Genomic DNA, 25044 nt, shown 5'->3' on the forward strand with positions numbered 1-25044 from the left:
ATACATTCATAAGTTCTCCGGTATATTATTCGTTTAAAATTTGAATTATATAGAAATAGCGTTGATCAGTCTGTTTTTGTCGCTCAAGTACTCTTCCATAGAGATCATACTTTCGGTTCTCATTACATCCTGAATGTCGTCTATCTGATAGATAATTCTCTTCGCATCTTCCGTATTCTTAGCTCTTACTTTACAGAAAATATTATATTTCCCTGAAATAACGCTTGCTTCGATTACGTTCGGAAGTACTGATAACTCTTTCAATACCTCTTGAGTGCGGTTTGATTTTGTCAAAAGGATCCCAATGAAAGCTGTAAAGTGATAATCCAGCTTACCATAATCGATATTAAGAGATGATCCCAAAATAATACCTGCATCCTCCATTTTTTTCACTCTTACGTGAATTGTTCCAGCAGAAACATCCATCTGCTTTGCAATTTCTGTAAAAGGCATTCTTGTGTTTTCGACTAAGAAATCAAGAATTTTCTTGTCTATTTCGTCCAGTTGATAGTTCATATTAGTTAAATTACAATTTTCTTAAAAAATCTATGTATTTATTGCAAATTTATAAAAAATAATTTAACTAAAAAAATTATATCAAATATTAACAATAATTAACACGGATGATAAAAATCATTAAAATATCACGATTATTTACTCCCTGATTTTGTAGAATCTGTTTTTATTTCCGTTTCAACTTTTGGCTGTTTTTTATCTTTTTTCCTCTTTTTAAACAGAGAATTAAAGCTTTTACTCCACACTACCCCTCCACCATAGGCCTGATTTGCAGAACCGTTCGTGCTCACCATACCAATATTGGTAGGTTTGGAATAGCCTCTTAAAACCAAACTTCCGTCATTCTTTTTAGAAATATCATACTCAATAGATCCTTCACCAGAGAGATAATTAGCCTGTGCACCCTCCGTTTTGTTCAAAGGAATACCCAATCCTGTCTTTATATTGATCCTCGGTGAAACCGCCACACTCACTCCTGCATTGGCCCTGTCTCCCGTATTGGAGTTTTGGTCACCTTTCACATAATTCAGGTCAATCTGAAATTCGTTACTCATTGTATTAAGGACAGATCCAAGCTGCTTAAGAAGCATATTATATCCGGAAGATTCCGCAACGCCTGCCACATCAAAATCCACCCCTCCGCTGTTGGAAACATTAAAGGTGCTCAACAGCAGTACAGAACCGAACTGAAGCACTTTTTCACCTTCCTGGCTCATCTTGGCGGCCAATGTTTCCTTTACCTGGCTGGAAACATCAAGAGCAGTCACATTCAGGTCAATTTTCGGGTTAATCAGGGACTGGGTAATATTAGCCTGAAGAAGCACACTGATCGGCTGCAGTTTCCCCATGCTCAGATATTCTCCCGCATTGGAAACCATTCTTACATAATTGGCTGTAATATCCAGTGCCGGCTTCATCGCATCACCGTCCCACCTGATGCTGCTGTTCTTTTCTATCTGGAAAGTTTTATTAAGAATCGCTTTAGAAACAAATGTTCCGTTATCTACTTTATAAGTCCCGTTCATCGCAATACCTCCCTGTCTTCCCATCTGGAACCTCAGCTTATCCGCTGTTCCTTTTACCGTAATATTTCCCACATCATCACCTACAAGAACATTCACCGTAGTTCCTTTATCCACATCAAGACTGAAGTCGATACGCATATTAGCCCCCGTTTTTTTCTTTTCTTCCAATGTGATAAGCCCGTCTTTTCCTTCTTTCAGGAATCTCAACATTTTAAATTCTTCCACATTGGATGTTGAGCTGGAATTAAAGGTAAAGTTACTTCCGTTCAGTGCCTTCATATTGGGAGTTGAAATACTCAATCCGGAAACAGGTCCGTCTACATACAGATCCCCCTGTCCGTAAACCCTTCCCCAGAAAAGATCATAATCTTTCTGCGTGGTATTCAGCATAAGAAGATTGTCGGCCCTCATTACAAGGTTGACCCCCATTGATGAAATGGTTTCAAACTGGATGGCCCCGGAAACTGTTCCTTTAGAATTTGACCTTCCGTCATGAACCTGGATATTGTTAAGAATAGCAAGTCCCTTTGAAAGTGGAATTACAGTATCATCAAATGAATAATCCACTCCGGTAAACAGAAGCTTCAGTCCAAAACCTTTCAAAGCAATGTCACCGCTGTAATCAAGATTGTTTAATTTTCCGTTGATCTTCAGATCGCCCGTTGCTTTTCCTCTGATATTTCCAAAAACAGTCTGAACAAACTGCTGGGTAAAAGCAAGGTCAAAATCACGCATTTCCGCGGTCAGATCAATTGTAGGAGAAGCAGTATTATTATTTACAGTACCTGTCAGATGCAGGTTGTTATTACCAAGAACGCCTGCCGAAGTCACTTTTACATCTACGTCATAAACATTCAGAGAGAAGCCGTTGGTCGCAGAAATTGTAAGATCACCCATTTCATTCCCGTTCATCACAATATTGTCTACGGTAAGATCTACGAGCGGCTGCAGAGTGCTTTTATCCATCTTGATCTTTACACTTCCGTTCGCAAGACCTTTTATGCCCATAGGATTTCCGCCGGACTGCATTTCAAGAAGCTTTTCAATAGCAAACTCTTCAACATCTGCATCTACATAAAAATCTTTGGCAGATTTGAACTGGGCCTCTTTAATAAAAAGGGCACTTTTATCCGAATATATCCGAAGATTCCTGATATCGAAATCTCCTGCCTTTTTCCTGTAGGTAATGGAATGATCAAGCTCGGGACTTGTATCTATTGCCCAGGTCACCTCATTGAACTTAACTTCTGTAGGTTCAAACCTGAAAACGTAATCTCCGGCAGCATTGGTGGACTGATCTACATTAATGGCATAGGCTTTAAGGTTATCATTCAACTCATCCTCCGGACTTCCATGCTTGAATGTAGTGGCGAGGTGAAGAGCTGTATTGTTTTCGTTTTTTCCTTTAAGTTCAAAATCTTTGATGATGTTTTTATTGTATTCCAGCTTGCTGATTTTTGCATACAGCTGTTCGTTAAGGTTGGCCGTATTGATCCTTACCATAACGCTGTCGATCATGGCACTGTCCCTGGAAATATTATTCCTGTCATTGATCTTATATTCGGGATTGGCAGCGGCCAACGCTTTGTCTGCATCCGTGATCTCTTCTTTTTTGGTCATCATATACTTCAGGGAAGCAGCATCCAGGTTCAGGATAAGATCATTGGAATCCCCGTTGTACTCTCCTTCTACCACAGCACCCTGCGGAAGCTTGAGATCAGGAAGGAAATAATTCACAACCCCCTGCTGAACATCAAAATTCATCTTAAAGTTCTGGCCCCGGTATAATTTTCTCGGTGGAGGTCCCACCAGTATTCTTCCGATTCCGTTTTCCACCATACCTGCAAGGTCGGCTAGGTTATATCTTCCTGATATTTTACCGCTTGCAGCACCCGGCGCATCCACATCTATTACACGCCCGCCTGCTTCCAAAAAGGTTTTCAGCTTCGCTTTCGGAATAATATATTTTTGTGTAGCCGTAGCAAAGTGAAGATCACTGGCATCCACATCCAGTGTAAGATCGTTAATATTGGACATGGACATTTTCCCTTCTACCTGCCCGCTCACGATCTGGCTTCCCGGTTTGTTGGTAAAATAATTCAGATTAAGAGAAGTAACATCAGCATTCACATTCATAGCAACCCTTGAGGTACTGAAGTCAATAAGTCCTTTAATGGTAGCTTTGGCCTGTTCATCATTGACTGTGATGAGGCCGTTATATTTTTTATGGTCCAATAAGCCGTCCAGATACAGATTACTGATCTGCTTATCCATAATTTCAATGCTGGTGATCTGGGATTTGGTTGTAAGGCGCATGGTATTGACATCAAAACTCTGCCCGTTAATATCAAATTTACCGGAGATCAGGCCGACTGTTTTGTTTTTGGTAATCACGGAAGTGTTCAGGTCTTTTACTTCCAAATATCCTGAGTATTTAGGCATTGCAGTGCTGTAGCCTGTAAGATATAGCTTGGAGATTTTAGCCTGTCCTATTCCTGTCATCAGATTTCCTGCAGGAATATAGATCTGCTCGGGATTTACTTTTGCAGCTCCGTTATATTTCAGTTTTCCAAAGTCGTCCGCAAAATTCTTCATCTTTTTGGAAATAAAAGAAGGCAGCATCGCTTTAAGATCCTTATAGGTAAAATCTGTTGAAAGATCATTGGTTTCGATAGAGAAATTTCCTTTCAGCAGCCTGTCGACCTTCATGGTTCTGGTTGCAATATTAACATCCGGATTTCTGATGAGGAAGTTTTCCAAATAAAATTTATTCAGAGGACCAGTCATTTTTCCGGCAAGGTTGAACGGTTTAAAATTATCCCAGTTCGTTACAAAGTAGCTGATATCATATCCACTCAGCTGGCTTCCCTGCTGGATTTCCATATCCCAACGCACCCGGTTTGCAAAATCGGACCACGAGCCGTCATGAAGATTAAATTTGATATTTCCCTGAAGCAGCGAATGGTCTGTATTCAGGGTAAGGTCTTTTAGTGACAGAAATTCATGCGTTAAAGAAAGTTCTGTAGAAAAGGTGTCTACAAAATGAGATTTCCCCCATCTTGTAGTGACGAAGGACATATTATTGATCAGTGCCGAAATATTGGCTCCGTTGACCTTTACATTAGGTGCTTTTAAATTAAATTTTGTGGCAGTAAGCCATTTTCCCGGTTCTCCAGGAGAATTCTGACTGACAATGGAAACCTTTGAATCAATGATCTGCACACGGGAATCCAGCTGGAAAGGAGGTTTTTTCGGGTCTCTTTTTTTACCGCTGTCGAAGAGCTGCGTAAATCGTATAAAATTGGAAATACTGTCCCCTTTGTAGGTAATCACCTTTACATCTGCATTCACAAGAGTAAGGGAATTAAAGCTTAATGAATTGCTGTTCCCCGAAATGGCATTGTAAGCCAGAGACATCCAGTCTGAATTTGCACGGAATTCTCTTGCTTTGATGAATTCAAGGCCTTTGTAATCCTTGATTTTTAATCCTTTTATGGTTACATCTCCGAAATAGTCAACTTCCACACTTTCGGTAGACATTGCTGCTTTAAAATCTTTATTGACGATCTGAAGCGCCTGATCCGCCGCCCACTGCTTGGTTACCGGAAGGTTAATGACTGTAAGCACGCCTCCGATAAGAATAACGCCCAGCCAGAAAAGGATAAGCAGAAGCCTCCCCCACCAGGAATAACTGGTTACATCTTTTACAGCCTGCTTCCCAAATTCCTCAGCTGTTTCTACGGGATGATGAATGGCATCTGATGCCAGTTCAGATGCTTCCTTAACCGTTTCCTTTACAGCTCCTTCTACATTTTCTACAGTCTTCTGTACCTGATCACTTAGGTTTTCACCTACTGATTTTTTATTCTCATTCTCGTTATTATTCTCTAACTTTGCCATTATTATGAGCGACTCTATAATTTTAGGTATTGAATCGTCCTGCGACGACACCTCAGCAGCTATCATCAAGGGAAACTGTATTCTGTCCAACATTGCTGCGAATCAGGCCATCCATAAAGAATATGGAGGTGTGGTCCCGGAACTGGCATCGCGAGCTCATCAGCAAAATATAATTCCCGTTGTTGAAAAATCTATTACTAAAGCAAATATACAACAAAATGCTATTTCAGCTATAGGATTTACGCGCGGTCCCGGACTTTTAGGATCACTTCTGGTAGGAACATCATTTGCTAAGTCTTTGGCAATGAGTTTGAATGTCCCTTTAATTGAAGTTAACCACCTCCAGGCCCACATTTTAGCCCATTTCATTGACGATGCAAATCCTATGCCGCCTCAATTTCCTTTCCTGTGTCTTACGGTAAGCGGCGGGCATACGATGATCGTACTGGTGAAGGATTATTTCGATATGGAAATTATCGGGAAAACCATTGATGACGCGGCCGGAGAAGCTTTTGACAAGATCGGAAAGATCTTTGACCTCGACTACCCTGCCGGACCTATTATAGACAGGCTGGCTAAGGAAGGGAACCCCGATGCTTTTACATTCAATAAGCCGAGAATGGAGAATTATGATTATTCTTTCAGCGGGATCAAAACTTCTGTTCTTTATTTTATACAGAAAGAGGTGAGAAAAAATCCGGATTTCATTAAAGAAAATCTGAATGATCTTTGTGCCTCCGTACAAAGAACAATCATTGAAATTTTAATGGCTAAACTTGAAAAAGCAGCCAAAGAATTGAATATAAAAGAAGTTGCCATTGCCGGTGGAGTTTCTGCGAACTCTGCTTTGAGAAAAGTAATGGAGGACAATCATGAAAAATTAGGCTGGAATATTTACATTCCAAAATTTGAATATACAACTGATAACGCTGCGATGATCGCCATGGTTGCTCAACTGAAGTTTGAAAGAGGGGAATTTACGGATCTGAGAACTTCCGCAACCGCAAAATACGATTTATGAAAATATTATTAGAAGAAAAAATACTTGGAACGCATTCTAAAAAGAACTCGAAATATTACTGGGTTTTAGAAACCATAATAGGAAAAAATGAAGTAACAGAAAAATCTGAAGACGAAGATTATTTAATGATAAGTTCAGAGATTGGATATGTTCAAAATATAAAGGAAGAGATTGTAGAGAAAATCAATTCAGAAAATGTATTCAGTTTTACTTACGAACCCAAAGAAGGAGATTATTTATCCATCAAAAATAATTTAAGAAAAAACGAATATTTGAATTTAATTTTTATGAATAATAAGTGGATTGAAGAAATTTACGCATGTTCATATAGAGATTGTGAAGGTGATATTTATACTACGATAAAAACCGGTGTAGCATTTTTAAGCGATAATGAAATTACCTTTTAATAATCACTTATAAATAAAATTCAGGCGCATTCTAATATCAGTATATGAAACTTTTTTTTGGCGAAATCAATAACGGAAAAGCAATAATTAATGACGAAGAACAGCAGCACATTGTGAAAGTTCTTCGTATGAAAGATGGTGAAGAAATTCACGTAACAGACGGAAAAGGAAATATAGCTTCGGGAAAATTAATTATTGAAGGAAAGAAAGCCGGTCTGGAAGTTTCTGAAATCAAAACAAACACTACGGATTTCAACCCCAGGCTTCACATTGCTATTGCTCCGACGAAAAATATTGACCGAATTGAGTTTTTTGTGGAAAAAGCCGTGGAAATGGGTATTTCTGAGATCACTATTTTACAGACTGAAAAAACCGAACGTAAAAATATCAATATTGATAAGATCAGAAAACAGGCTGTTGCCGCCTCTAAACAAAGTCTTAGATTTCATTTTCCCGTCATTAATGACACCATGAAACTTCCTGATTTCTTAAAAAATATTGATCCGGAACATACTTTCGTGGCACACTGCCATGAAAACCTGGAAAGGATTGAACTTCAAAATATTCCCTCCCTTGAACAGATCACTTTTTTAATTGGTCCTGAAGGTGATTTCTCTGAAAAGGAAATCCAGTTTCTATCTGACCACAACATCAAGGCAGTTTCTCTTGGAAACCAAAGGCTGAGAACGGAAACGGCGGGGGTATTTGTGGCGGCGTGGAATTATTTTAATATGATGAGAGGGTAAGATTACGGTACGAGTTACGGGGTGCAGGTTTCGTGATTCATACTGCGAAACGTGAACTCGAAACCCGAAACCCATTAGAATTCCAGATTATGATCTCTCAAATATTTTTCAAAGATCTGTTTTCCGCTTCGCATTGAATTCACGGCCCAACGAATCTTCATTTTCATCAGTTTTTCTTCATTGAGTTTATAATCAATGCCTGATTTTATCAGTTTCTGTTTCAGTTCATACATACATATTCCTGCTGCTACGGAAACATTGTAGCTTCTCGTCAAGCCGTACATGGGGATAGCCAGCGTTTCATCTGCAAAGTCTAAGACTTCTTCTGACACTCCTTCTTTCTCGGTTCCAAATACGAGGGCGATAGGTTCTGTCATCTGATAATCAGGAAGCATCACCGCATTTTTTTCCAGCGATACCGCCAGTATTTTATATCCTCTGTCTTTGATGTTCTGCAACGATGCTATATTTTTAGGCATTTTTTCCACTTCCACCCAGGTTTCGGCACCTTTTGTTACGGTAAGGTTAGGATCGAAAACATTCTCCTCCTCCATGGCCACGACCTTATGAAAGGCACAGGCCTCCACCGATCTTATAATAGCCGCCGCATTTCTGAACTGGTAAACATCGTCCATCACGGGAAGCACAAAATCAGAACTTTCTCTGGAAAAATGTTCTATTTTTGAGAGTCTTTCCTCTGATAAAAACTGTTTTAAATATTCAAAAGTTTGCGCTAAATCTTCCATTCATTTTCAAATCTTTGCAAATTAACGTAATTTTGGGCTATGAACCTGAACGAGGCTCTATTTCTTACTAAAAAGTAATTCATGAAACGAAAAGTCCTGCTCATCTATACCGGAGGAACCATCGGTATGGAAAAAGATTATGAAACCGGAAGTCTCCGCGCATTTGATTTTGGAAATATTTTCGAAAAAATGCCCGAAATGAAATTAATGGAATGCGAAGTATTTGTACATCCTTTCGCAAAACCAAAAAAAAAATTATGAACAGTATGACGGTTTCCTGGTCCTTCACGGAACGGATACAATGTCTTACACGGCTTCTGCTTTAAGTTTTATGTTAAAAGGACTGAGAAAACCTGTGATCATGACGGGTTCGCAGCTGCCAATCGGAGATTTGAGAACCGATGCCAAGGAAAATCTTCTCACCAGCCTTTATTACGCCAGTCTGTATGAAAATGACGAAGCGGTTATCCAGGAGGTTGCGGTGTATTTTGAATATAAATTATTAAGAGGAAACAGAACACTTAAATATTCTGCGGAATATTTTGATGCCTATGCAAGCCCTAATTACCCTATACTGGGGCAGTCGGGAGTACACTTGAATATTATCAAGGATAATCTTTACCGCTGTGACCCGGATGTAGAATTTCATGTGGATGAGCATATTTCTGAAGATATTCTTTTCTGGAGAATTTTTCCGGGAATGCATCTGAGCCACTTTAAAGAAATCCCCAAAATGAAAGTTCTGATCCTTCAGGTCTTCGGCTCGGGAACTATTTTCAGCAGTGAAAAGACACGGGAAACGCTTCAGGAAATCAGAAACAACGGAACCGAGATTGTGGTGGTAAGTCAGTGTATTTCAGGAGGTATTTCGTTCGGTAAATATGAAAACAGTAATATTTTTTCAAGGATCGGAGCGATCAGCGGAAAGGATATGACAGCGGAGAGTGCCATCAGTAAAGCAATGCACCTGATAGACAATCCGAATTACTCCGGAACCTTTGCAGACAACTTCACCAAAAGCCTTTGCGGAGAAATTAGTGAGTAATTTTAAATAATAATTTGCAGATTCCAGAAATTACTCTATTTTTGCAATCTCAATTAGAGAGGTGTCCGAGTGGTTGAAGGAGCTACCCTGGAAAGGTAGTATACGGGTAACTGTATCGAGGGTTCGAATCCCTTCCTCTCTGCAAGAAGATAAAGGTCTTAAAATTAATTGTTTAAGGCTTTTTTATTTTTTACTCAATATCATTAAATAATGAGTAATATCTCAAATAAGACAAAATCCCGGCATTTTTGCCAGGATTTGTCTGGAAAACTCTTAAAAGTCTTCCATCAATATAATTAGATATGAATGTTTGGTGTAAAAATTTAATTACAAATGGTCAGAAACTGGTGGCTTATCTGTACTTTGAATTTGGCTTCTGATTTTAATTTAGCATAAACAGTGTATTCAAAAGCCTGTACCGATTTCAGTTTCCGGTCGATATACTCTGCGATCTGTGCAACAGAAAAAATAAAATCCCTGTACACTGCAATATTCACGGTCTGTCCGTAATAAGGAAGATAGGCTTTCAAAAAAGGAACTGCGGCCTGATGCCTGTTATAATTTACACAGTATCCCGCTCCTTCTCTTGAGGTCACAACCTCACAGTCATTGATATAATCCAAAACTGTTTTATTTCCTTCCGCAGAACTTCCATTTTTTAACAGGTGCCTGTTGATTTTATCCAGAATATGCTGTGCGTATTCCATCATGGTAATGGTTTTCCACTCAAATATATGGTTCATTCCTTTGGCTGCTTTAGGGTATTTTTCATTGTCGCAGTTTGTGCAGAAAGAGATCCCGATCTTTTCATGGTAAGGGAAAAAGCAGTCTTTAATTTCCATAGAAGCATCTGCCAGAAGTCTGTCATCCGCAAAACTGTAGTATAAATAAGGACTGTAAAGATCTGCCAGGGCCTTTAAATAATCGATCTCGCTGGCATTATGATATTCTTCAAACCATTTTTCAAGGGTGTCGTAATAATGGCTTTCAAATTCTTTAAATGTTAAGTAAAACGGCAATTCCATAGCTCTGTAATTTTGATAGGACAAAGCTATTGCTGTAATGCGACAAAACTTGACGTGTTATTTTTTTTTAAATGTAAAAATGTAAAATGTATTAATGAGACAGGATAAGATTTCAGACAATGAGCTTGTCAATGGTTAATTTTGCTTCGCATGTGAATGGTAAATTTTTAGAATTAATATTTAAATAAATTCCGGCTAGCAAACACTATTTATCATAATTTGTCATCATATACTCAAAATAATGGATCATTTTCAGGTAGTTCTCAATACTGATGTACTCATTGGTACTGTGGATGCTCTGCTGCTCCGAGCTGTTGATCCTGATAGGCATGAACCTGTAGATATTCTTGCTTACGATCTGGTATTTATAAGCGTCGGTACCAGCCATCGTAAGATACGGGGTCACAATGGCATCCGGATAAATCTCCCTGACTCCGGCTTCTATTAATTTAAATGCTTTTGTATCGGAAGGGGAAACAGCGGAAGCTTCCCGGGTGTTGTCGATATCTTCTATCTCCACATCGAAACCTTCTGTCGCTTTTGTAATATGTTCACGGACATCTTTCACGGTATTTCCTGGGAGGAGCCTGAAATTGACCACAAATTCCACTTCGGGAGAAAGTACGTTGGTTCCGTCGCTTCCCTTCATCATCGTCAAAGCAGTTGTTGTACGCACCAGGGCATTGGTGGTATTATTTTTGGTAAGCCGGGACAGCAGAAGAGGCTTTAGCAGCCATTGGTTTGAAAGGGCCAGCCGGGTGGTAAAAGGCATGCTTCCCCCGATATTATCAAAGAATTCTTTGATGAGTGGAGTTATGGCAGGCTTCATCTGATCGTCTTCAAGACGCTGCATAATAATGGCAGCTTTTCCTATTGCACTTTCCATAGGAGGCATTGAGGAATGTCCTCCAAGTCCCTTGACTTTTATCTTCGCAGAGAAAAAACCTTTTTCCGAACAGCCGACAACAGCTACATCGGAATCTATTCCTGCTATATTACCCTTCCGCATGATCAAACCGCCCTCATCATAGACCGCATCGAACTTAAGCCCTTTTTTCTTAAAGTAATCCGCAATCTGCACAGCTCCTTTTTGTCCGCCAACCTCTTCATCGAAACCGAAAGCCAGATAAATATCACGTTTTGGGACTTTTTTACTTTTAATCAGCATGTCCATTGATTCCATCAGGGAAAAAAGCATTCCTTTCATATCAATGGCTCCTCTTCCGTAAATCCTGCCGTTGGCCACGGTCCCTGAAAAGGGTTCAAAATCCCAGTCTTCAGCTATTTTTGAAACGGGAGGTAGAGCTTTGTCATCGGGTCTGAAAATATTCTGCTCTTTATTTTTCACATCGGCATCTCCCGGCGGCACCACGTCTATGTGGGAAAGGAAAAGAATAGGCTCCAGTGAAGGATCACTTCCTTTAAACCGGAAAACCAAAGCATGGGTATTGACCTCATTGTTTTCGGTATGTTGATAAACCAGCGGGTAAGATGTTTTCAGATATTCTTTGAACTGATCGAAGGGAGCATAATTGAATTCGCCCATACTTCCTGTAGAAACCGTAGGGATTTTGAGCCCGCCTGACAAATGCATGACAGCTGAATCATTCTTTACGGGTTTCCACCCTTCTGAAGTTCCTGCTACAGCTTTTTTAAAAGGATAGGTATACATTTTGACCAGCAATACAGCAACCAAAATAACAAGGATTCCGAGAAGGGCTAAAAGGAACTTTTTCATGGCAATAAGATTTGTGTGGTGTTGATTGATGAACAAATATACCAAAGAAAAATTCTTTAACCGCATTGAAAATTAAATATATCCCTTGTTTTAGATATAAATAAAAGCGAAAATATTTACTGCTGGTTCCACAGTCCTGAATTGATATCAAAAAATACATTATTGTTTTCCAGCCTGAATTTTTCAATAGACTGCTTTGCTGAATTGTTTACCGAAATAAAACGTACCACGCCTTTTTCTTCCTGCCTGTAAAATTCCATAATATAATAACCTTTGTAATCGTAGGCATACAAAAGCCCGTTCTGCATTTCTTTTTCGGGAGTTTTTATGGAGAAGTTATTTTTTATCTCTTCCAAAGTTTTCCCGGCGTAGTAAAATCCCAGCATATTATTGTAAATACTGGATTTGGTGTACGTAAAAAGAACCTGCGAAGAAGGTTTCATGTTGAGATTACTCAGAATCCCACTGACATCCTTATTGGTGAAAAATATAAAATTCCTGTCTACTTCATCAAAAATATAATCTCCATAAAAGCTGACATTAAGAGTTTCATCCTGAAGGAATAATTTTCTGGTTATGTTTTCAGAAGGCACTGATTCTGTATGGATCGTTTTTATATAGCCGGTACATGAAGCTGTGATTAAAAGGAAAACGGCTGCAAAAGTGAAGAATATTGGCTTTTTCATAGGCATTGCTTTACTGTAAATTTAGTTTTTCTTATTTCTATTACATGTTATTTGTGACTGTAAATATAATGGTAAAACTAAAAAGAGCCAACCCCCGAAGAGGTCAGCCCAAAACATTAACTGTTTTATATGATAGAATTATGATTTCTTATTTCCAGCCACCGCCTAAACTTTTGTAGATGTCTACAACGGTACTCAGCTGTTTCTGTTTAGCTTCAATCAGTTCCATTTTAGCGTCCAGAGCATCTCTCTGGTTCAGAAGAACTTCAAGATAATCTGCTCTTGAATTCCGGAAGAGCTGATTGGCGATATCAATTGACTGATCCAGCGCCTTGGTTTCCTGTGACTTCATCTGATAGTACTGATCTATATTCTTCACCTTTGACATTAAATTGGCAACATCCAGATAAGCACGCAGAATTGTTTTATCATATTCATACAGTGACTGTATCTGTTTGGCATCAGCAGTCTGGAAGTTCGCTTTTATTGCACTTTTATTGATCAGCGGACCTGCCAGCTCACCTGCCAGACCTGAAGCAATGGATTCCGGCAACTTAACCAGATAAGAAGGTTTAAAAGCTTCTAATCCCAACGTTGCAGAAATTTCCAGTGACGGATAAAATTCCTTTCTTGCAGCTTCCACATCCAGTTTTGACGCCTTCAATTCCAGTTCCGCCTGTTTGATATCCGGACGGTTGGCCAGCAACTGAGATGGGATTCCTGTATAAACAGTTGGCGGCATCGTAGACATAAAGCTTTCCTTCGTTCTCACAATAGGCTGAGGATATCTTCCCAGAAGAGCATTGATCTCGTTTTCTTTTTCGGTGATATCCTGGCGGATTGTATATTCCGAGGCTTTTGACTTAGCCAGTTCAGCTTCAAATTTCTTCACGGCCAATTCTGTAGCGGCGGCAGCTTCTTTCTGAATTTTGGAAATCTCCAGCGCTCTTTCCTGCAGTTTGATGTACTGCTGAATAATGTCTAACTGATTGTCCAGTGCCAGCAGCTCGTAATAATTATCGGCCACCTCTTCAATAAGATTGGATAATACGAAGTTTTTTCCTTCTACTGTAGAAAGGTAATGGGCCACTGCAGCTTCTTTTTCAGTTCTGAGTTTTTTCCAGATATCAATCTCCCAGTTGGCCATCAGGCCACCTTCAAAATTACCCAACGGATCCGGCATTTCTCTTCCGGGCTCTATTTCTGTAGTGGCATCACCTGCCCCTTCGCTTGTATAGCGGCCTGCCTTTTTTACTCCGGCTCCTATTCCAGCAGAAACAGTAGGTGTAAGTCTTCCTTTTTTAGCTAAAACACCGCTTTTCGCAATTTCAATTTCCTGAAGCGTGATCAGTAATTCCTGATTGTTCTTTAAGGCAGTTTCAATTAAACTTACCAGATTAGGATCTGTAAAAAACTGTCTCCACGGGGTGGTCCCGCTGTTTGCATTGGCATCCTGCTGCTCTTCCTGATTGAAATTCTGGGGCAGGTTCTCTTTTACTTCATCTTTTATAACAGTGGCCATGGGAGCTCTACAGCCTGTGAGTACAAGCGATAAAGCAATGGCTCCTATATATTTATTATAAATCTTCATGTTTGTTATCGTGTTGGTAAGGTTCTGTTTGTTCTGTTAAAGGATTCTCCTCTTCATATCTTGCCAGTCTTGATTTCTCTGCGATGGTTCCGAAAATGTAGTACAGTCCCGGAATGATCATCAGCCCGAAAACAGTTCCTATCAGCATTCCACCTGCTGCTGCCGTACCGATTGTCCTGTTTCCTACAGCTCCCGGCCCGGTGGCTATCACCAACGGGATAAGTCCGGCGATAAATGCAAATGAAGTCATCAAAATCGGACGGAAACGGATGGCCGCTCCTTCTATTGCTGCTCTGGCAACAGGAATTCCTTCTTCTGCTTTCTTCTGAACGGCAAATTCTACAATCAATACTGCATTTTTACCCAAAAGACCTATCAGCATGACCATAGCCACCTGAGCATAGATGTTATTTTCCAGCCCTAATAATTTCAAACATAAAAATGCTCCGAAAATACCTGTAGGAAGAGATAAAATCACCGGTAACGGCAGGATAAAGCTTTCATACTGTGCTGCAAGGATCAGGTATACAAATCCAAGACAGACCAGGAAGATAAATACAGCTTCATTTCCTCTGCTTACCTCGTCCTTGGAAATACCGGCCCAGTCTATACCGAAACCTCTCGGAAGTGTTTTATCCGCAACCTCCTGAATCGCTTTAATAGCCTGTCCGCTGCTGTATCCCGGTGCCGGAGTTCCGCTTACCTCTGAAGAGTTATACATATTATGTCTTGTGATCTCCGACAATCCATATACTTTTTCCATCCTCATAAAATCTGAATACGGAACCATCTGGTCTTTATCATTTTTCACATACAGCTTCAGCAGATCTGTGGGCAGCGCACGGTATTGAGGACCTGCCTGCACGATCACTTTATAAGGTCTGTCGAAACGGATGAAACTGGTCTCATAGTTGGAGCCGATCAGGGTAGACAGGTTATCCATCGCATTTTCTATGGTCACCCCTTTCTGCTCAGCAAGATCATTATCTACCTTCAGCATATATTGAGGGAAACTTGCAGAATAGAATGTGAATGCGGATCCAAGCTCAGGCCGTTTTTTCAGTTCTTTTACAAAATCATTACTTACCTGCTCCATTTTATGGTAATCCCCGCTTCCTGCCTTATCCAGCAGACGGAGTTCAAAACCTCCTGCGGCCCCATAACCCGGGATGGAAGGCGGCTGGAAGAATTCTATATTGGCCCCGGGAATATTCTTGGCTTTTTCCTCGAGTTTTTCAATGATCTCTGCTGCAGATTCTTTACGGTCTTCCCAGCTTTTAAGGTTGATCAGACAGGTTCCTGAGTTAGATCCCGTACCTTCTGTCAGGATTTCATAACCTGCCAGTGAAGAAACAGACTGTACTCCGTCTATACCTTCAGATTCTCTTAAAAGCTCCTTAGCGATCTGGTTGGTTCTTTCCAAAGTAGATCCCGGAGGGGTCTGAATAATGGCATAGATCATTCCCTGGTCTTCCGCCGGAATAAATCCTGAAGGAAGTGAGTTGCTCAGGAAGAATGTACAGGCACAAAATGCCACTAACAAAGGAAGTGTGATGGTTTTTTTTGTAACTGTTTTATTCAGCATCTTCTCATACTTCCCGGCTCCTTTCGTGAATAAATTGTTGAATTTATCCAGGAAAATGGTAATTGGTGTTTTCTTTTTGACTTTTCCGTGATTGTTTCTCAGGATCAGGGCACATAAAGCCGGAGTCAGTGTCAGTGCAACAATCCCTGAAAGGATGATCGCTGAAGCCATCGTAATGGAAAACTGACGGTAAAATACTCCAACCGGACCGGACATAAATGCAATCGGGATAAATACGGATGCCATAACCAATGTAATCGCGATAATTGCACCACTGATCTCATGCATGGCTTCTTCCGTAGCTTTTAGTGGAGAAAGTCCTTTTTCTTCCATCTTGGCATGGACGGCTTCAATCACCACAATCGCATCATCGACGACGACCCCGATGGCCATTACCAATGCAAATAGCGAGATCATGTTTAAGGTAATTCCAAATACGGACATGACCGCAAATGTACCGACAAGTGAAACGGGAACCGCCAAAGCAGGAATTAAGGTTGAACGCCAGTCTCCAAGGAACAGGAATACCACAATTGCCACCAAGATAAAAGCTTCAAATAAGGTATGAATTACTTTTTCCATGGATGCATCCAGGAATCTGGAAACGTCATAACTGATGTCATAATGCATTCCTTTCGGGAAATTGTTTTTCTCAAGATCTTTCATCAAAGTTTTAACATTTTTGATAACGTCACTTGCGTTGGAACCGTAGGATTGTTTTACGGTAATGGCCGCAGAAGGTTTCCCGTTCAGTGTAGAATAGATGTCATACATTGAGGAACCGAATTCTATATCTGCAACGTCTTTTAATCTTACAAATTCTCCGCCCGGCTTAGCTTTTAAGATAATATTTCCGTAATCTTTTTCAGTGTTGAAACGCCCGGAATATTTCAGAATATACTCGAATGACTGGGACCGTTTTCCTGAACTTTCTCCTGTTTTCCCTGGAGAAGCCTCTAAACTCTGCTGGTTCAGGGATTCCATCACTTCGTCTGCAGAAATATTGTAAGCGGTAAGCCTGTCCGGTTTAAGCCAGATACGCATGGCATATTCACGGGTTCCCAGGATGTCTGCAAAGCCTACTCCGCTTACCCTTCTCAGCTCAGACATCACGTTGATATCGGCATAGTTGAAAAGGAATTTCTGGTCAGCTTTGGGATCGTCGCTGTACAGGTTAATGTACATCAACATATTGGGTTCTTCACGGGTAATTTTTACCCCTTCACGTACTACCAGAGGCGGTAGCTTGTTCACAACGGAAGATACACGGTTCTGAACGTTTACTGCAGCAACATTGGGATCTGTTCCAAGATCAAATACGATCTGAATGGATGCCTCGCCGTCGTTACCTGCATCGGAGGTCATATATTTCATACCCGGAACTCCATTCAGTCCTCTTTCGAGGGGAATAACCACTGATTTTATCAACAGTTCGTTGTTGGCTCCCGGATATTCTGCGGTGATATTTACTTTAGGTGGTGAAATGGAGGGAAACTGGGTCACTGGAAGTTTTACCAGCGACAGAACCCCCATAAATACAATGATCAGTGAGATCACGATAGACAGAACAGGTCTGCGGATGAATTTCTTAAACATACTGCTTCGTTTTACGAGTAGACTACTCTGCTTTTAGTTTCAATGACTGAAGAACTTTTTTAGGATCCTGATATTTGGTCTGTATTTTCTGGTCGTCTTTTACTTTCTGTACTCCTTCCAAAAGGATCTTATCGCCTTCGGCAAGTCCTGAGCCCAATACATAGAGATCCGGCAGTTCGTAAGACACTTTTATATTTCTGGATTTTGCTTTTCCATTTTTATCAATGACGAATACATATTTCTGATCCTGAATTTCATAAGTCGCTTTCTGTGGAATGATCAGTGCATTATGAACCGGAAGGGTCATCTGTACTTTTCCTGTCTCTCCGTTTCTAAGCAGTTTGTCTGGGTTAGGAAATTTTGCTCTGAAGGCAATATTCCCTGTTTCATTGTCGAATTCTCCTTCTATGGTCTGGATCTCACCTTTCTGCGGAAGCATTTCTCCGTTCGCCATAATTAAGGATACCTGATTGCTTCCTCTGTCGGCAGCATGGGTCTGATAGCTTATATATTCAGGTTCTGACACGTTAAAGTAGCTGTAAACATTGGTGTTATCTGATAAAGATGTCAGCAGATCTCCTTCGTCTACAAGGCTTCCCAATTTTAAGGGAATTCTGTTGATTACTCCGGAAAACGGTGCTTTGATATCTGTAAAAGATAAATGGATCTGGGCCAGTTTCATTTCAGCGTTAGCTGCATCCAGTTTGGCTTTGGCCATTGCCCGTTCGTTTTTAGAAACAATATTGTTGCTGGCGAGGGTACTGGCATTTTTCAGTTCAATGGAAGCCTGCTCCACTTCTGCTCTGGCTTTTAATAATTCTGCCTGATACAGCTGAGGCATAATTCTGAACAGGGTTTGTCCTGCATGAACGTACTGCCCTTCATCTACGTAAATTTTTTCAAGAAATCCTTTTTCCTGTGCGCGGATTTCAATGTTTTTCACAGACTGGATCTGGGCTACATATTCTTTATTGATCACCGTATCCATTTTTACAGGGCTGGTGACGGGATATACTGTGGCTTCTTCTTTTTCTTCTTTCTTCTGACTGCAGCCAACAGTCAATAAAAGGGTGCTTATCGCAATGCCTGAGGCAACTCTTTTGATCATAATTCTAGAGTTTAATATAAATCGTTAATGTTTTGAAAAGGATAAAACGGTAATAGAAATCCTGCACCGTAATGATTACCGGCATATGCAGCGCAGTGTATTTCCTATCCGGAACCGGGACAGAAATAAAATCAGGAAAGAGGAATCTTAGATTCTGATAGAACGGATCAGAATAAATGTTTTAACGTTGGAATAGAGCGAAAGAAAACCGTGAATATTGGGTTTCCTGCTTTTAGAAGAAGATAAGCCAAAAATATAGACAAGACTGAATACTCCGGCCAATACAGCAATAATCTGTATGGTGTCAGACAGCTGAAAGTCGTTTTCAGTAAGTTCGAGGCTGGAATTATCTACATTGTCTGCCATCTGCTGTACCGAAAGCTTTTCAAAAGTCTGGTTCAGGCGGTTGGCTTTTTTAGGCATATGATGAGAAACATGACCTGAATAGTCATTTCGGAGTGTCTTAACACTAAGTCTGCTTTCTACTACAAAGAGCAGAAAAAGGCCTGTTAAAAAGTATACTATGAAGTTTCTCATTTGAAGTGGCAAAGGTACATTTAGAAAGGTATACCCTCATAGCAGATTAACAAAATTTAACTCTCCTTTAAATTAGCTGAATAAGGAACTGCGTTATTTCACAATGTGCAGGGAGACTCTTCAAAATTTTAACAGAAATATTAATCCCTGTATTCAAGGGGCCGGATCACATGAAATTCAGTTATTCTTTTAATTTATTGCAAAAAAGGATTTTCCAGGAGTATGATTTAAATCATTTTTACTGTGTATCAGCATTCTATAATTTTTAATAATTTTGCTGCCTATTAAAACAACAAATGAAACATGGGAAAATCTGTACTATTTTATTCTTAAACCGGCGGCTCCATGCAGCATTTCAACGGTGATCAGCTTCAGACCTTTAAAAAGAGTCCTTTTCAGAATTTTATAAAATTACTTAAAGAATCTGTCATGCCCAAAAGATAAAAATATCAATTAATTTATGTAAAATTAACATATATTTATCAGAAATATTCGTAAATTTATACAGTATTAATATCACCATTTCATGATACACTTTCAAATCACTTATTACTATGAAAAAATTATTCACATCGGTTCTTATCGGGCTGGCAGTCCTTTCCTCAACAGCGTGTAAGCATCCGGGTAAGGAAGCAGAAACACTTACTGAGGTAGTTCCTGAAAACAAAGATGAAACGTCGAAAGATATTTTCACCGACAGTTACGGGGATAAAATTGAGGTTACCATCAATCACACAAAAGGTACTGCAACAGTTCATCTGGAAGGTAAAACCTATGACCTGAAAAAAAGCGAAGCCCTTCCTGACTATACTGCAAGCAATGAAGAATATCAGTATTCTAATATCAAAGGAAATATTACTTTACTGAAAAAGAATGTAGATATGGTTCTGTTCCACGCAAAAAGTGAAACAAAAGGTTCAGGGTCCGCAAAGATGGCTTCTTATTAAGCAGAAAGAAAAAATTATCTCAGGATAAATTTATTCTTCGGCTACAATCGGATCAAAATTTTATGATATAAAAAGACGCTTTACTGTTTTGTGAAGCGTCTTCTTTTATTATATTTTTAAGATTTCCGGTAGATCATATAGCAGATCAGGAGGCTTATATTGACAAGCACGGCAAATGCATTTGACAAAATAATAGGAAGTTCGTCTTTCATAAAGCCATACCAGACCCATAGTGAAAGCCCGGTAATAAGCACTAAAAGCATTACCAGAGAAATATCATCCACATTTTTTTCTTTGATCACCTTGATCAGTTGGGGGATCATGGAAATGGAAGTGAGAACTCCTGCAACTATACCCAGTATATTTTCATTCATAGTTTGAATTGTCTTTTGAAGTTATGGATTTTCGAGGTATTTTTAAGCTAAATTATTTAAATCTTTCACTGGAAACTTCTTCATGCAGGGGAATATTTTCTTCAATAAACTGATACAGGCTTTTTGAAAAGTAACAGCCATTCAGAATTCCTCTTGCTCCAAGACCATTGAAGACGTATAGGTTTTTAAATGTTTCGTGCCTTCCAATAATCGGTCTTCTGTCTTTTACGGTCGGCCTGAAACCGAAATTCACTTCTTGCACTTCAAAATCATAAGGGTAAATTTCAGACAGTCCATTGACAAGCTGCGTAACTGCTGATTCATCCACATGATGATGAAGCTGTTCTCTGTCATAGGTTCCGCCATAGAAATGAAGTCCGTTATCTGTGGGGAATAAGAAGTGTTTCTTTTTAATGGTGATATCGTTTGGAATTGCTTCGGAGAGTTTTACCTTTATGTGATGGCCTTTATTGGGAGTTACAGCAATATCGGAGAAAAAAGGATTTTCTTTCACGCCCATTCCTTCACAAAATACAATATGTTTAAACTTAAAATCTTTATAGGAACCTGAGGAAGCATCCAATTTTTCGTAATCGAACTTTTCTTTGACCAGAAGCTCTTCTTTTTCTAAAAAACTGAATAGATCCGTGAAAAATCCACTTACCCGAAGCCTGGCAGATTGATTGACCTTTCCTGTGTTAAAGTTGTTTTTTACCACCTCTAAATGATCGAAATTTTTATCGAGAAAGCTGGAAAGTTCTTCATTATCCGATTTTTTCAGCCAAAGATTCTGTTCGTTCTCATCATGAAAAATCCGGTGGATCGGCGAACTGATCAGATAATTTTTCCCGGTATAAGATTCTATTTCATTCAGAGTGTCTTTCAGGAAGTCAATCTGTTCCTGTGCTTTCCAGAAAGTCGTGAATTTCTTAAGAACTACAGGGTTGACAATGCCTGCAGAAACCTGGGAAGCGCTTTTCCTGCCTTCTGACCAGATCGCAAATGATTTGTTATTTTTAATTAACTGATGAGCGAAAAACAACCCCGCATATCCGTCTCCAACGATAATATAGTCTATATGTTTCATAATAAAAAAACCTGAGTAAAAGTACTCAGGTTTTGTATAAATATCAAGTGAAATCTTAGTAATTCCACATATCATTTTCCATATTAAGGATCTGCGTCTTGATTCTTTCGCTTTCTTCCAACTGATCTTCAGCATCTTTAGGGATATAGTCCTTGATGGTACCGTCACCTAAACCGCTTGATGATTTGTAAATAATAGAAGAGAATCTTCTTGCATTGATAATATCATCGAAGGACAGGTCAGCAGAAGAGTTTTTTCTGTTGTAAACATAATTGTTTGCCAAAACATCTCTTGCGTTCGGATAGTAGATCCAGAATAAGTCGATCAGCTCGTCATTACTGGCAATAGGCTTACCATCTGGTCCAATAACTCCCTGTACAGCCGGATCAGGTCCCATTGCTGCAATTCCCAGAGGTCTGTATTTCATTTGTCCGTCTCTCTTATCGATAAACCACATACCCATGATCTTAAGGACTTTTACTTTTTCAGTAGTCGTCTTGAAAACGTCGGTATATTCTTTTTTCTCCTGTTCGGTTAACGGTCTTCCAGAGTTAAGGATATCAATAGCAGCATCGTTGATTACTACTTTTTCCAATCTCTTCTGAATACCTTCCGGTGAAAGTTTCACGGTAAAGTTTTCATCATCATAAACCTGCTCGATCTTTCCGGTTAATGCACCGTCCAATAATAACTGGTACAAAGATCTGGTAGGTGTAGCAAGAAGTCCATCCGGATTGTCGTAGTAGAATGGCTGGTTGATCTTATCATTCATATCAATGATCTCCCAAACAAACATACTCTTAAGGATATCTTTATCTTCTACAAAACCATATTCAAGAGGCTTTACTGTGTTATCAATAATAGTATCACCAACTTTTTGTTTGTTTTCCTCTCTCATCTGTCTGAACTCTTCTGGAGAAGAAGCATTCAGAATAGTTTGGGATAAAGCAAATCCCGAAACTAATACTAAAAGGCTGCTAATATATTTTTTCATAATAAATTACAATTTTAGTCCTATTGAACATTAATAATTATAGGAGTAATGTTTTTAATCTGCTGTCCTTCTAATCCTTGTGCTGTAGCTTTAATTTCGAAAATTGAAACTACATCTCCAGATCTAAGATTTTTAACTAATCCGGCTGCATCGCTTAATGAATTTCCGTGGATCAGTAATGCTGCTCTTCCAGGAATTCTAACCATGAACTGGGTAACATTAAATGAAACCGGGAAGTCGAAGTCTGGAATCGCTGCCTGTACAGACTGGTTAGGAATAGAAGTTGCCGGCATCGACAATACATTCTGTCCTCTCATCTGTCCTTGTGGTGGCGGAACATTTTTAATTCTATATTCAAATACCTGAGATACAGATTTTCCATAAGGATCTATTCCGGATAATGTCAGTCTAACTATATTACCTGTTGTAGGCTTCACGATCCATTTACCTGGACCTGTATTTCTTACAGATGCTCCCGGAGCAGATAATGAAAGTTTAGAATTGTCAGCACCTAAGATTGATCCTGAAACAGGGTTCTCAAGTCCTCTATACATTACATTCATTTTATCCGCAGAAAGCAATAATCCTTTTTCAAGTTTTACTTCTCTTGGACCTGCGATTACGTTATACGTGTGCGTCCATGGGAAACTCTGAGGTTTTCCTGAAGCATCCGTTAAAGTAATTGTTCCTCCTAATGTATGTTCACCAATACCAGAACCTGATATTGAACTGATACCTTTACCATTCTCTACTCTGCTTACACCAGTGATACTGATCTTGTTGCTTGTAGAATATGTACCTAACATTACTTTTAGTTCAGCCTGTTTTCCTGCCTGGATATCTACCGGACCTGAAACGATAGGCTCGTAACTTGAGAATTTGATACTTGCATCCACTTTCTCCTGAAGTAATAATGCCAATGCATCAGACTGTACGTTTCTCGCATCATTCTGGATGATCTCTAAGTTAGAGATTGCAGCGATTAACGGCTGGTGATAGAATTTATTCTGGAACCAGGTCTTGTCATTCGGAGATTTTCCTTTTGGATATTCAGCGATCAGAGACTTATTAGCTCTGTCCACCAAATCTTTTAATTGTGGATTGTTACCAAAAGTTGCATTGATATAATTTCTTACATCATCAATTTTAGCTTTTAATTCCAAAGCTCCTTTTGAAGGGGTGTTTTCTTCTCCTTCTTTGAAGAAATATTCTGTAGTTGCTTCATTATTATTTAATGCTGCAAAATTTTCGCTTACATCAATTTCTTTTCCTGTTTTTGGATCTTTATCATGAAAATCCGACTGTTTTTTCAAGGCGTCTTTAATTCCCTGAGCAGACGATACTAATACATCTATTTTACCTTTTAAAACTTTATACTGTTCCCAAGGCTGTGCATAGGTATCCGGAACCTGTTGAGCTTTAGCCTCTAACGTTTTTTCAAAGATTTTTTCATTCTTTTTCTCCGTTAAAGTTCTTGTTTCATTCAAAGCTCTGGTAGAGTCATAATATGATCTGATGATTTCTGCATCAATATTTAGGGCCATCATCGCGATGAACACCAAATACATCAGGTTGATCATCTTCTGACGAGGGGTCTGTTTTCCTTGTGCCATTCTCTTTTCTTTTAGTTTTTGATTAAGTAGTTAAATTTAGAAATGGTTAGGAATTAAGACTTCATAGCAGTAAGCATACCACCATAAACTCTGTTTAAACTGTTAAGATTAGTTGTTAAACCTTGTAGCTCTTGATTGAATTTTTCAGACTGCTCTGCAGATTTCTGCATATCTGCCACATACTTGTTGGCAAATTCAGACTGTCTTTTACCGCTTTCAAGCTGCATTGCATATAAAGCATTCATACTTTCCATATGCTGAGCTGCTTTGTTAAGCTGGTCATTATACTTATGAGTAGAAGCTGATACGTCAACTGTCTGGTTGATCTGATCAACAGAGCTTGAGAACTTGTCGATACCTGTTCTAAGTCTGTCAAACAACTGAACATCCAGTTTTGCTTCCTGAAGCATTTTGTCTAATTTATTTGAAAGAGAATTTTCTAATTCCGCAAGCTGCTGTGCATTGTTTCTAGATGACACATTAGAATGTAAAGGGTTTGGGTTGGCATGCTTATCCAATAATTCAGGATATACATTTTCCCACGCATAAGATTCTTCTGATTTTGGAGGGTCAAATGCGAAAATAATAAAGATAATAGCTTCTGTAATAAGTCCCACAGTAAGAGCGATATTACCATTAATTGGTCCCAAGGTAATGTGAGTAATTTTAAGCCAAGCTCCAAGAATTACAATTGCAGCACCGAATGAATAAAAGAAATTCATCCAAGCATCTTTAGTCTTAAACATATTAAGTTAGT

The 25044-nt window shown here is 39.3% G+C and carries 19 protein-coding genes, 1 tRNA gene and 1 pseudogene; 6 read left to right on the forward strand and 15 right to left on the reverse strand.

The features are described 5' to 3' along the window. Window positions 1-45: 45 nt before the first annotated feature. Both IX38_RS07065 and IX38_RS07070 read right to left on the reverse strand, forming a co-directional pair. On the reverse strand, window positions 46-516 hold the full coding sequence (locus IX38_RS07065; RefSeq protein WP_034703315.1) for an Lrp/AsnC family transcriptional regulator: 471 nt from the start codon (window positions 514-516) through the stop codon (window positions 46-48). A 134-nt stretch (window positions 517-650) separates the two neighbouring features. Beyond that, on the reverse strand, window positions 651-5441 hold the full coding sequence (locus IX38_RS07070) for a translocation/assembly module TamB domain-containing protein (RefSeq protein ID WP_034703316.1): 4791 nt from the start codon (window positions 5439-5441) through the stop codon (window positions 651-653). A gap of 4 nt (window positions 5442-5445) precedes the next feature. Between IX38_RS07070 and tsaD the strand changes: the two genes are divergently transcribed. The 3 genes from tsaD to IX38_RS07085 are packed head-to-tail and all read left to right on the forward strand — an operon-like array spanning window position 5446 to window position 7615. Further along, entirely contained in the window at window positions 5446-6462 is a 1017-nt protein-coding gene (gene tsaD, locus IX38_RS07075; RefSeq protein ID WP_034703318.1) for a tRNA (adenosine(37)-N6)-threonylcarbamoyltransferase complex transferase subunit TsaD, read from the forward strand. Further along, entirely contained in the window at window positions 6459-6869 is a 411-nt protein-coding gene (locus IX38_RS07080; RefSeq protein WP_034703320.1) for a hypothetical protein, read from the forward strand. Before tsaD ends, IX38_RS07080 begins: the two co-directional genes overlap by 4 nt. A 44-nt stretch (window positions 6870-6913) precedes the next feature. Beyond that, window positions 6914-7615, forward strand: coding sequence for an RsmE family RNA methyltransferase (locus IX38_RS07085; RefSeq protein ID WP_034703322.1), 702 nt, complete (start codon window positions 6914-6916; stop codon window positions 7613-7615). A 74-nt stretch (window positions 7616-7689) separates the two neighbouring features. Here IX38_RS07085 and IX38_RS07090 read toward each other — a convergent pair whose 3' ends face one another. Beyond that, on the reverse strand, window positions 7690-8361 hold the full coding sequence (locus IX38_RS07090; protein ID WP_034703324.1) for a TrmH family RNA methyltransferase: 672 nt from the start codon (window positions 8359-8361) through the stop codon (window positions 7690-7692). 81 nt (window positions 8362-8442) lie between these two features. Between IX38_RS07090 and IX38_RS07095 the strand changes: the two are divergent. Then, a pseudogene (locus tag IX38_RS07095) lies at window positions 8443-9406 on the forward strand (asparaginase). A 55-nt stretch (window positions 9407-9461) separates the two neighbouring features. After that, window positions 9462-9548 (forward strand) — tRNA-Ser (locus IX38_RS07100). Window positions 9549-9729: 181 nt separating this feature from the next. On the opposite strand, the gene IX38_RS07105 is transcribed toward IX38_RS07100, so the two are convergent. The 7 genes from IX38_RS07105 to IX38_RS07135 all read right to left on the reverse strand — a co-directional run bounded on the left by IX38_RS07105 (window position 9730) and on the right by IX38_RS07135 (window position 19272). Next, window positions 9730-10431: a hypothetical protein gene (locus IX38_RS07105; RefSeq protein WP_034703326.1), complete on the reverse strand. Its 702-nt coding sequence runs from the start codon at window positions 10429-10431 to the stop codon at window positions 9730-9732. A 205-nt stretch (window positions 10432-10636) separates the two neighbouring features. Next, entirely contained in the window at window positions 10637-12169 is a 1533-nt protein-coding gene (locus IX38_RS07110) for a M20/M25/M40 family metallo-hydrolase (protein ID WP_034703328.1), read from the reverse strand. Window positions 12170-12285: 116 nt separating this feature from the next. Continuing rightward, complete coding sequence (locus IX38_RS07115) at window positions 12286-12855, reverse strand: hypothetical protein (protein ID WP_034703329.1); 570 nt, start codon at window positions 12853-12855, stop codon at window positions 12286-12288. Between the two features lie 148 nt (window positions 12856-13003). After that, on the reverse strand, window positions 13004-14446 hold the full coding sequence (locus IX38_RS07120; protein WP_034703331.1) for a TolC family protein: 1443 nt from the start codon (window positions 14444-14446) through the stop codon (window positions 13004-13006). Beyond that, on the reverse strand, window positions 14433-17627 hold the full coding sequence (locus IX38_RS07125; protein ID WP_034703333.1) for an efflux RND transporter permease subunit: 3195 nt from the start codon (window positions 17625-17627) through the stop codon (window positions 14433-14435). Before IX38_RS07125 ends, IX38_RS07120 begins: the two co-directional genes overlap by 14 nt. 22 nt (window positions 17628-17649) lie before the next feature. After that, on the reverse strand, window positions 17650-18735 hold the full coding sequence (locus tag IX38_RS07130) for an efflux RND transporter periplasmic adaptor subunit (protein ID WP_185097674.1): 1086 nt from the start codon (window positions 18733-18735) through the stop codon (window positions 17650-17652). Between the two features lie 147 nt (window positions 18736-18882). After that, window positions 18883-19272, reverse strand: coding sequence for a hypothetical protein (locus IX38_RS07135; protein ID WP_034703335.1), 390 nt, complete (start codon window positions 19270-19272; stop codon window positions 18883-18885). Between the two features lie 554 nt (window positions 19273-19826). Between IX38_RS07135 and IX38_RS07140 the strand changes: the two genes are divergently transcribed. Then, complete coding sequence (locus tag IX38_RS07140; RefSeq protein WP_034703337.1) at window positions 19827-20219, forward strand: hypothetical protein; 393 nt, start codon at window positions 19827-19829, stop codon at window positions 20217-20219. A 116-nt stretch (window positions 20220-20335) separates the two neighbouring features. Here IX38_RS07140 and IX38_RS07145 read toward each other — a convergent pair whose 3' ends face one another. From IX38_RS07145 to porL, 5 genes are read right to left on the reverse strand one after another with little or no spacing between them, the layout of a single operon-like run. After that, the gene (locus IX38_RS07145) at window positions 20336-20593 is read right to left on the reverse strand and encodes a SemiSWEET transporter (protein WP_034703340.1); all 258 of its coding nucleotides are present in this window, start codon (window positions 20591-20593) and stop codon (window positions 20336-20338) included. Window positions 20594-20645: 52 nt separating this feature from the next. Further along, window positions 20646-21680 (reverse strand): NAD(P)/FAD-dependent oxidoreductase, encoded by a 1035-nt coding sequence (locus IX38_RS07150; protein ID WP_034703342.1) that lies wholly within the window; start codon window positions 21678-21680, stop codon window positions 20646-20648. A gap of 55 nt (window positions 21681-21735) precedes the next feature. Beyond that, complete coding sequence (porN, locus tag IX38_RS07155; RefSeq protein WP_034703344.1) at window positions 21736-22674, reverse strand: type IX secretion system ring subunit PorN/GldN; 939 nt, start codon at window positions 22672-22674, stop codon at window positions 21736-21738. A 20-nt stretch (window positions 22675-22694) separates the two neighbouring features. Next, window positions 22695-24287, reverse strand: a complete 1593-nt coding sequence (gene porM / locus IX38_RS07160; protein WP_034703347.1) for a type IX secretion system motor protein PorM/GldM — start codon at window positions 24285-24287, stop codon at window positions 22695-22697. A gap of 53 nt (window positions 24288-24340) precedes the next feature. After that, window positions 24341-25033 carry a type IX secretion system motor protein PorL/GldL gene (porL, locus tag IX38_RS07165; protein WP_034703349.1) on the reverse strand — a complete coding sequence of 231 codons (693 nt, stop codon included), beginning with the start codon at window positions 25031-25033 and terminating at the stop codon, window positions 24341-24343. Between the last annotated feature and the right edge of the window lie 11 nt (window positions 25034-25044).

The organism is Chryseobacterium luteum, from assembly GCF_000737785.1.
Classification (GTDB): Bacteria; Bacteroidota; Bacteroidia; order Flavobacteriales; family Weeksellaceae; genus Chryseobacterium; species Chryseobacterium luteum.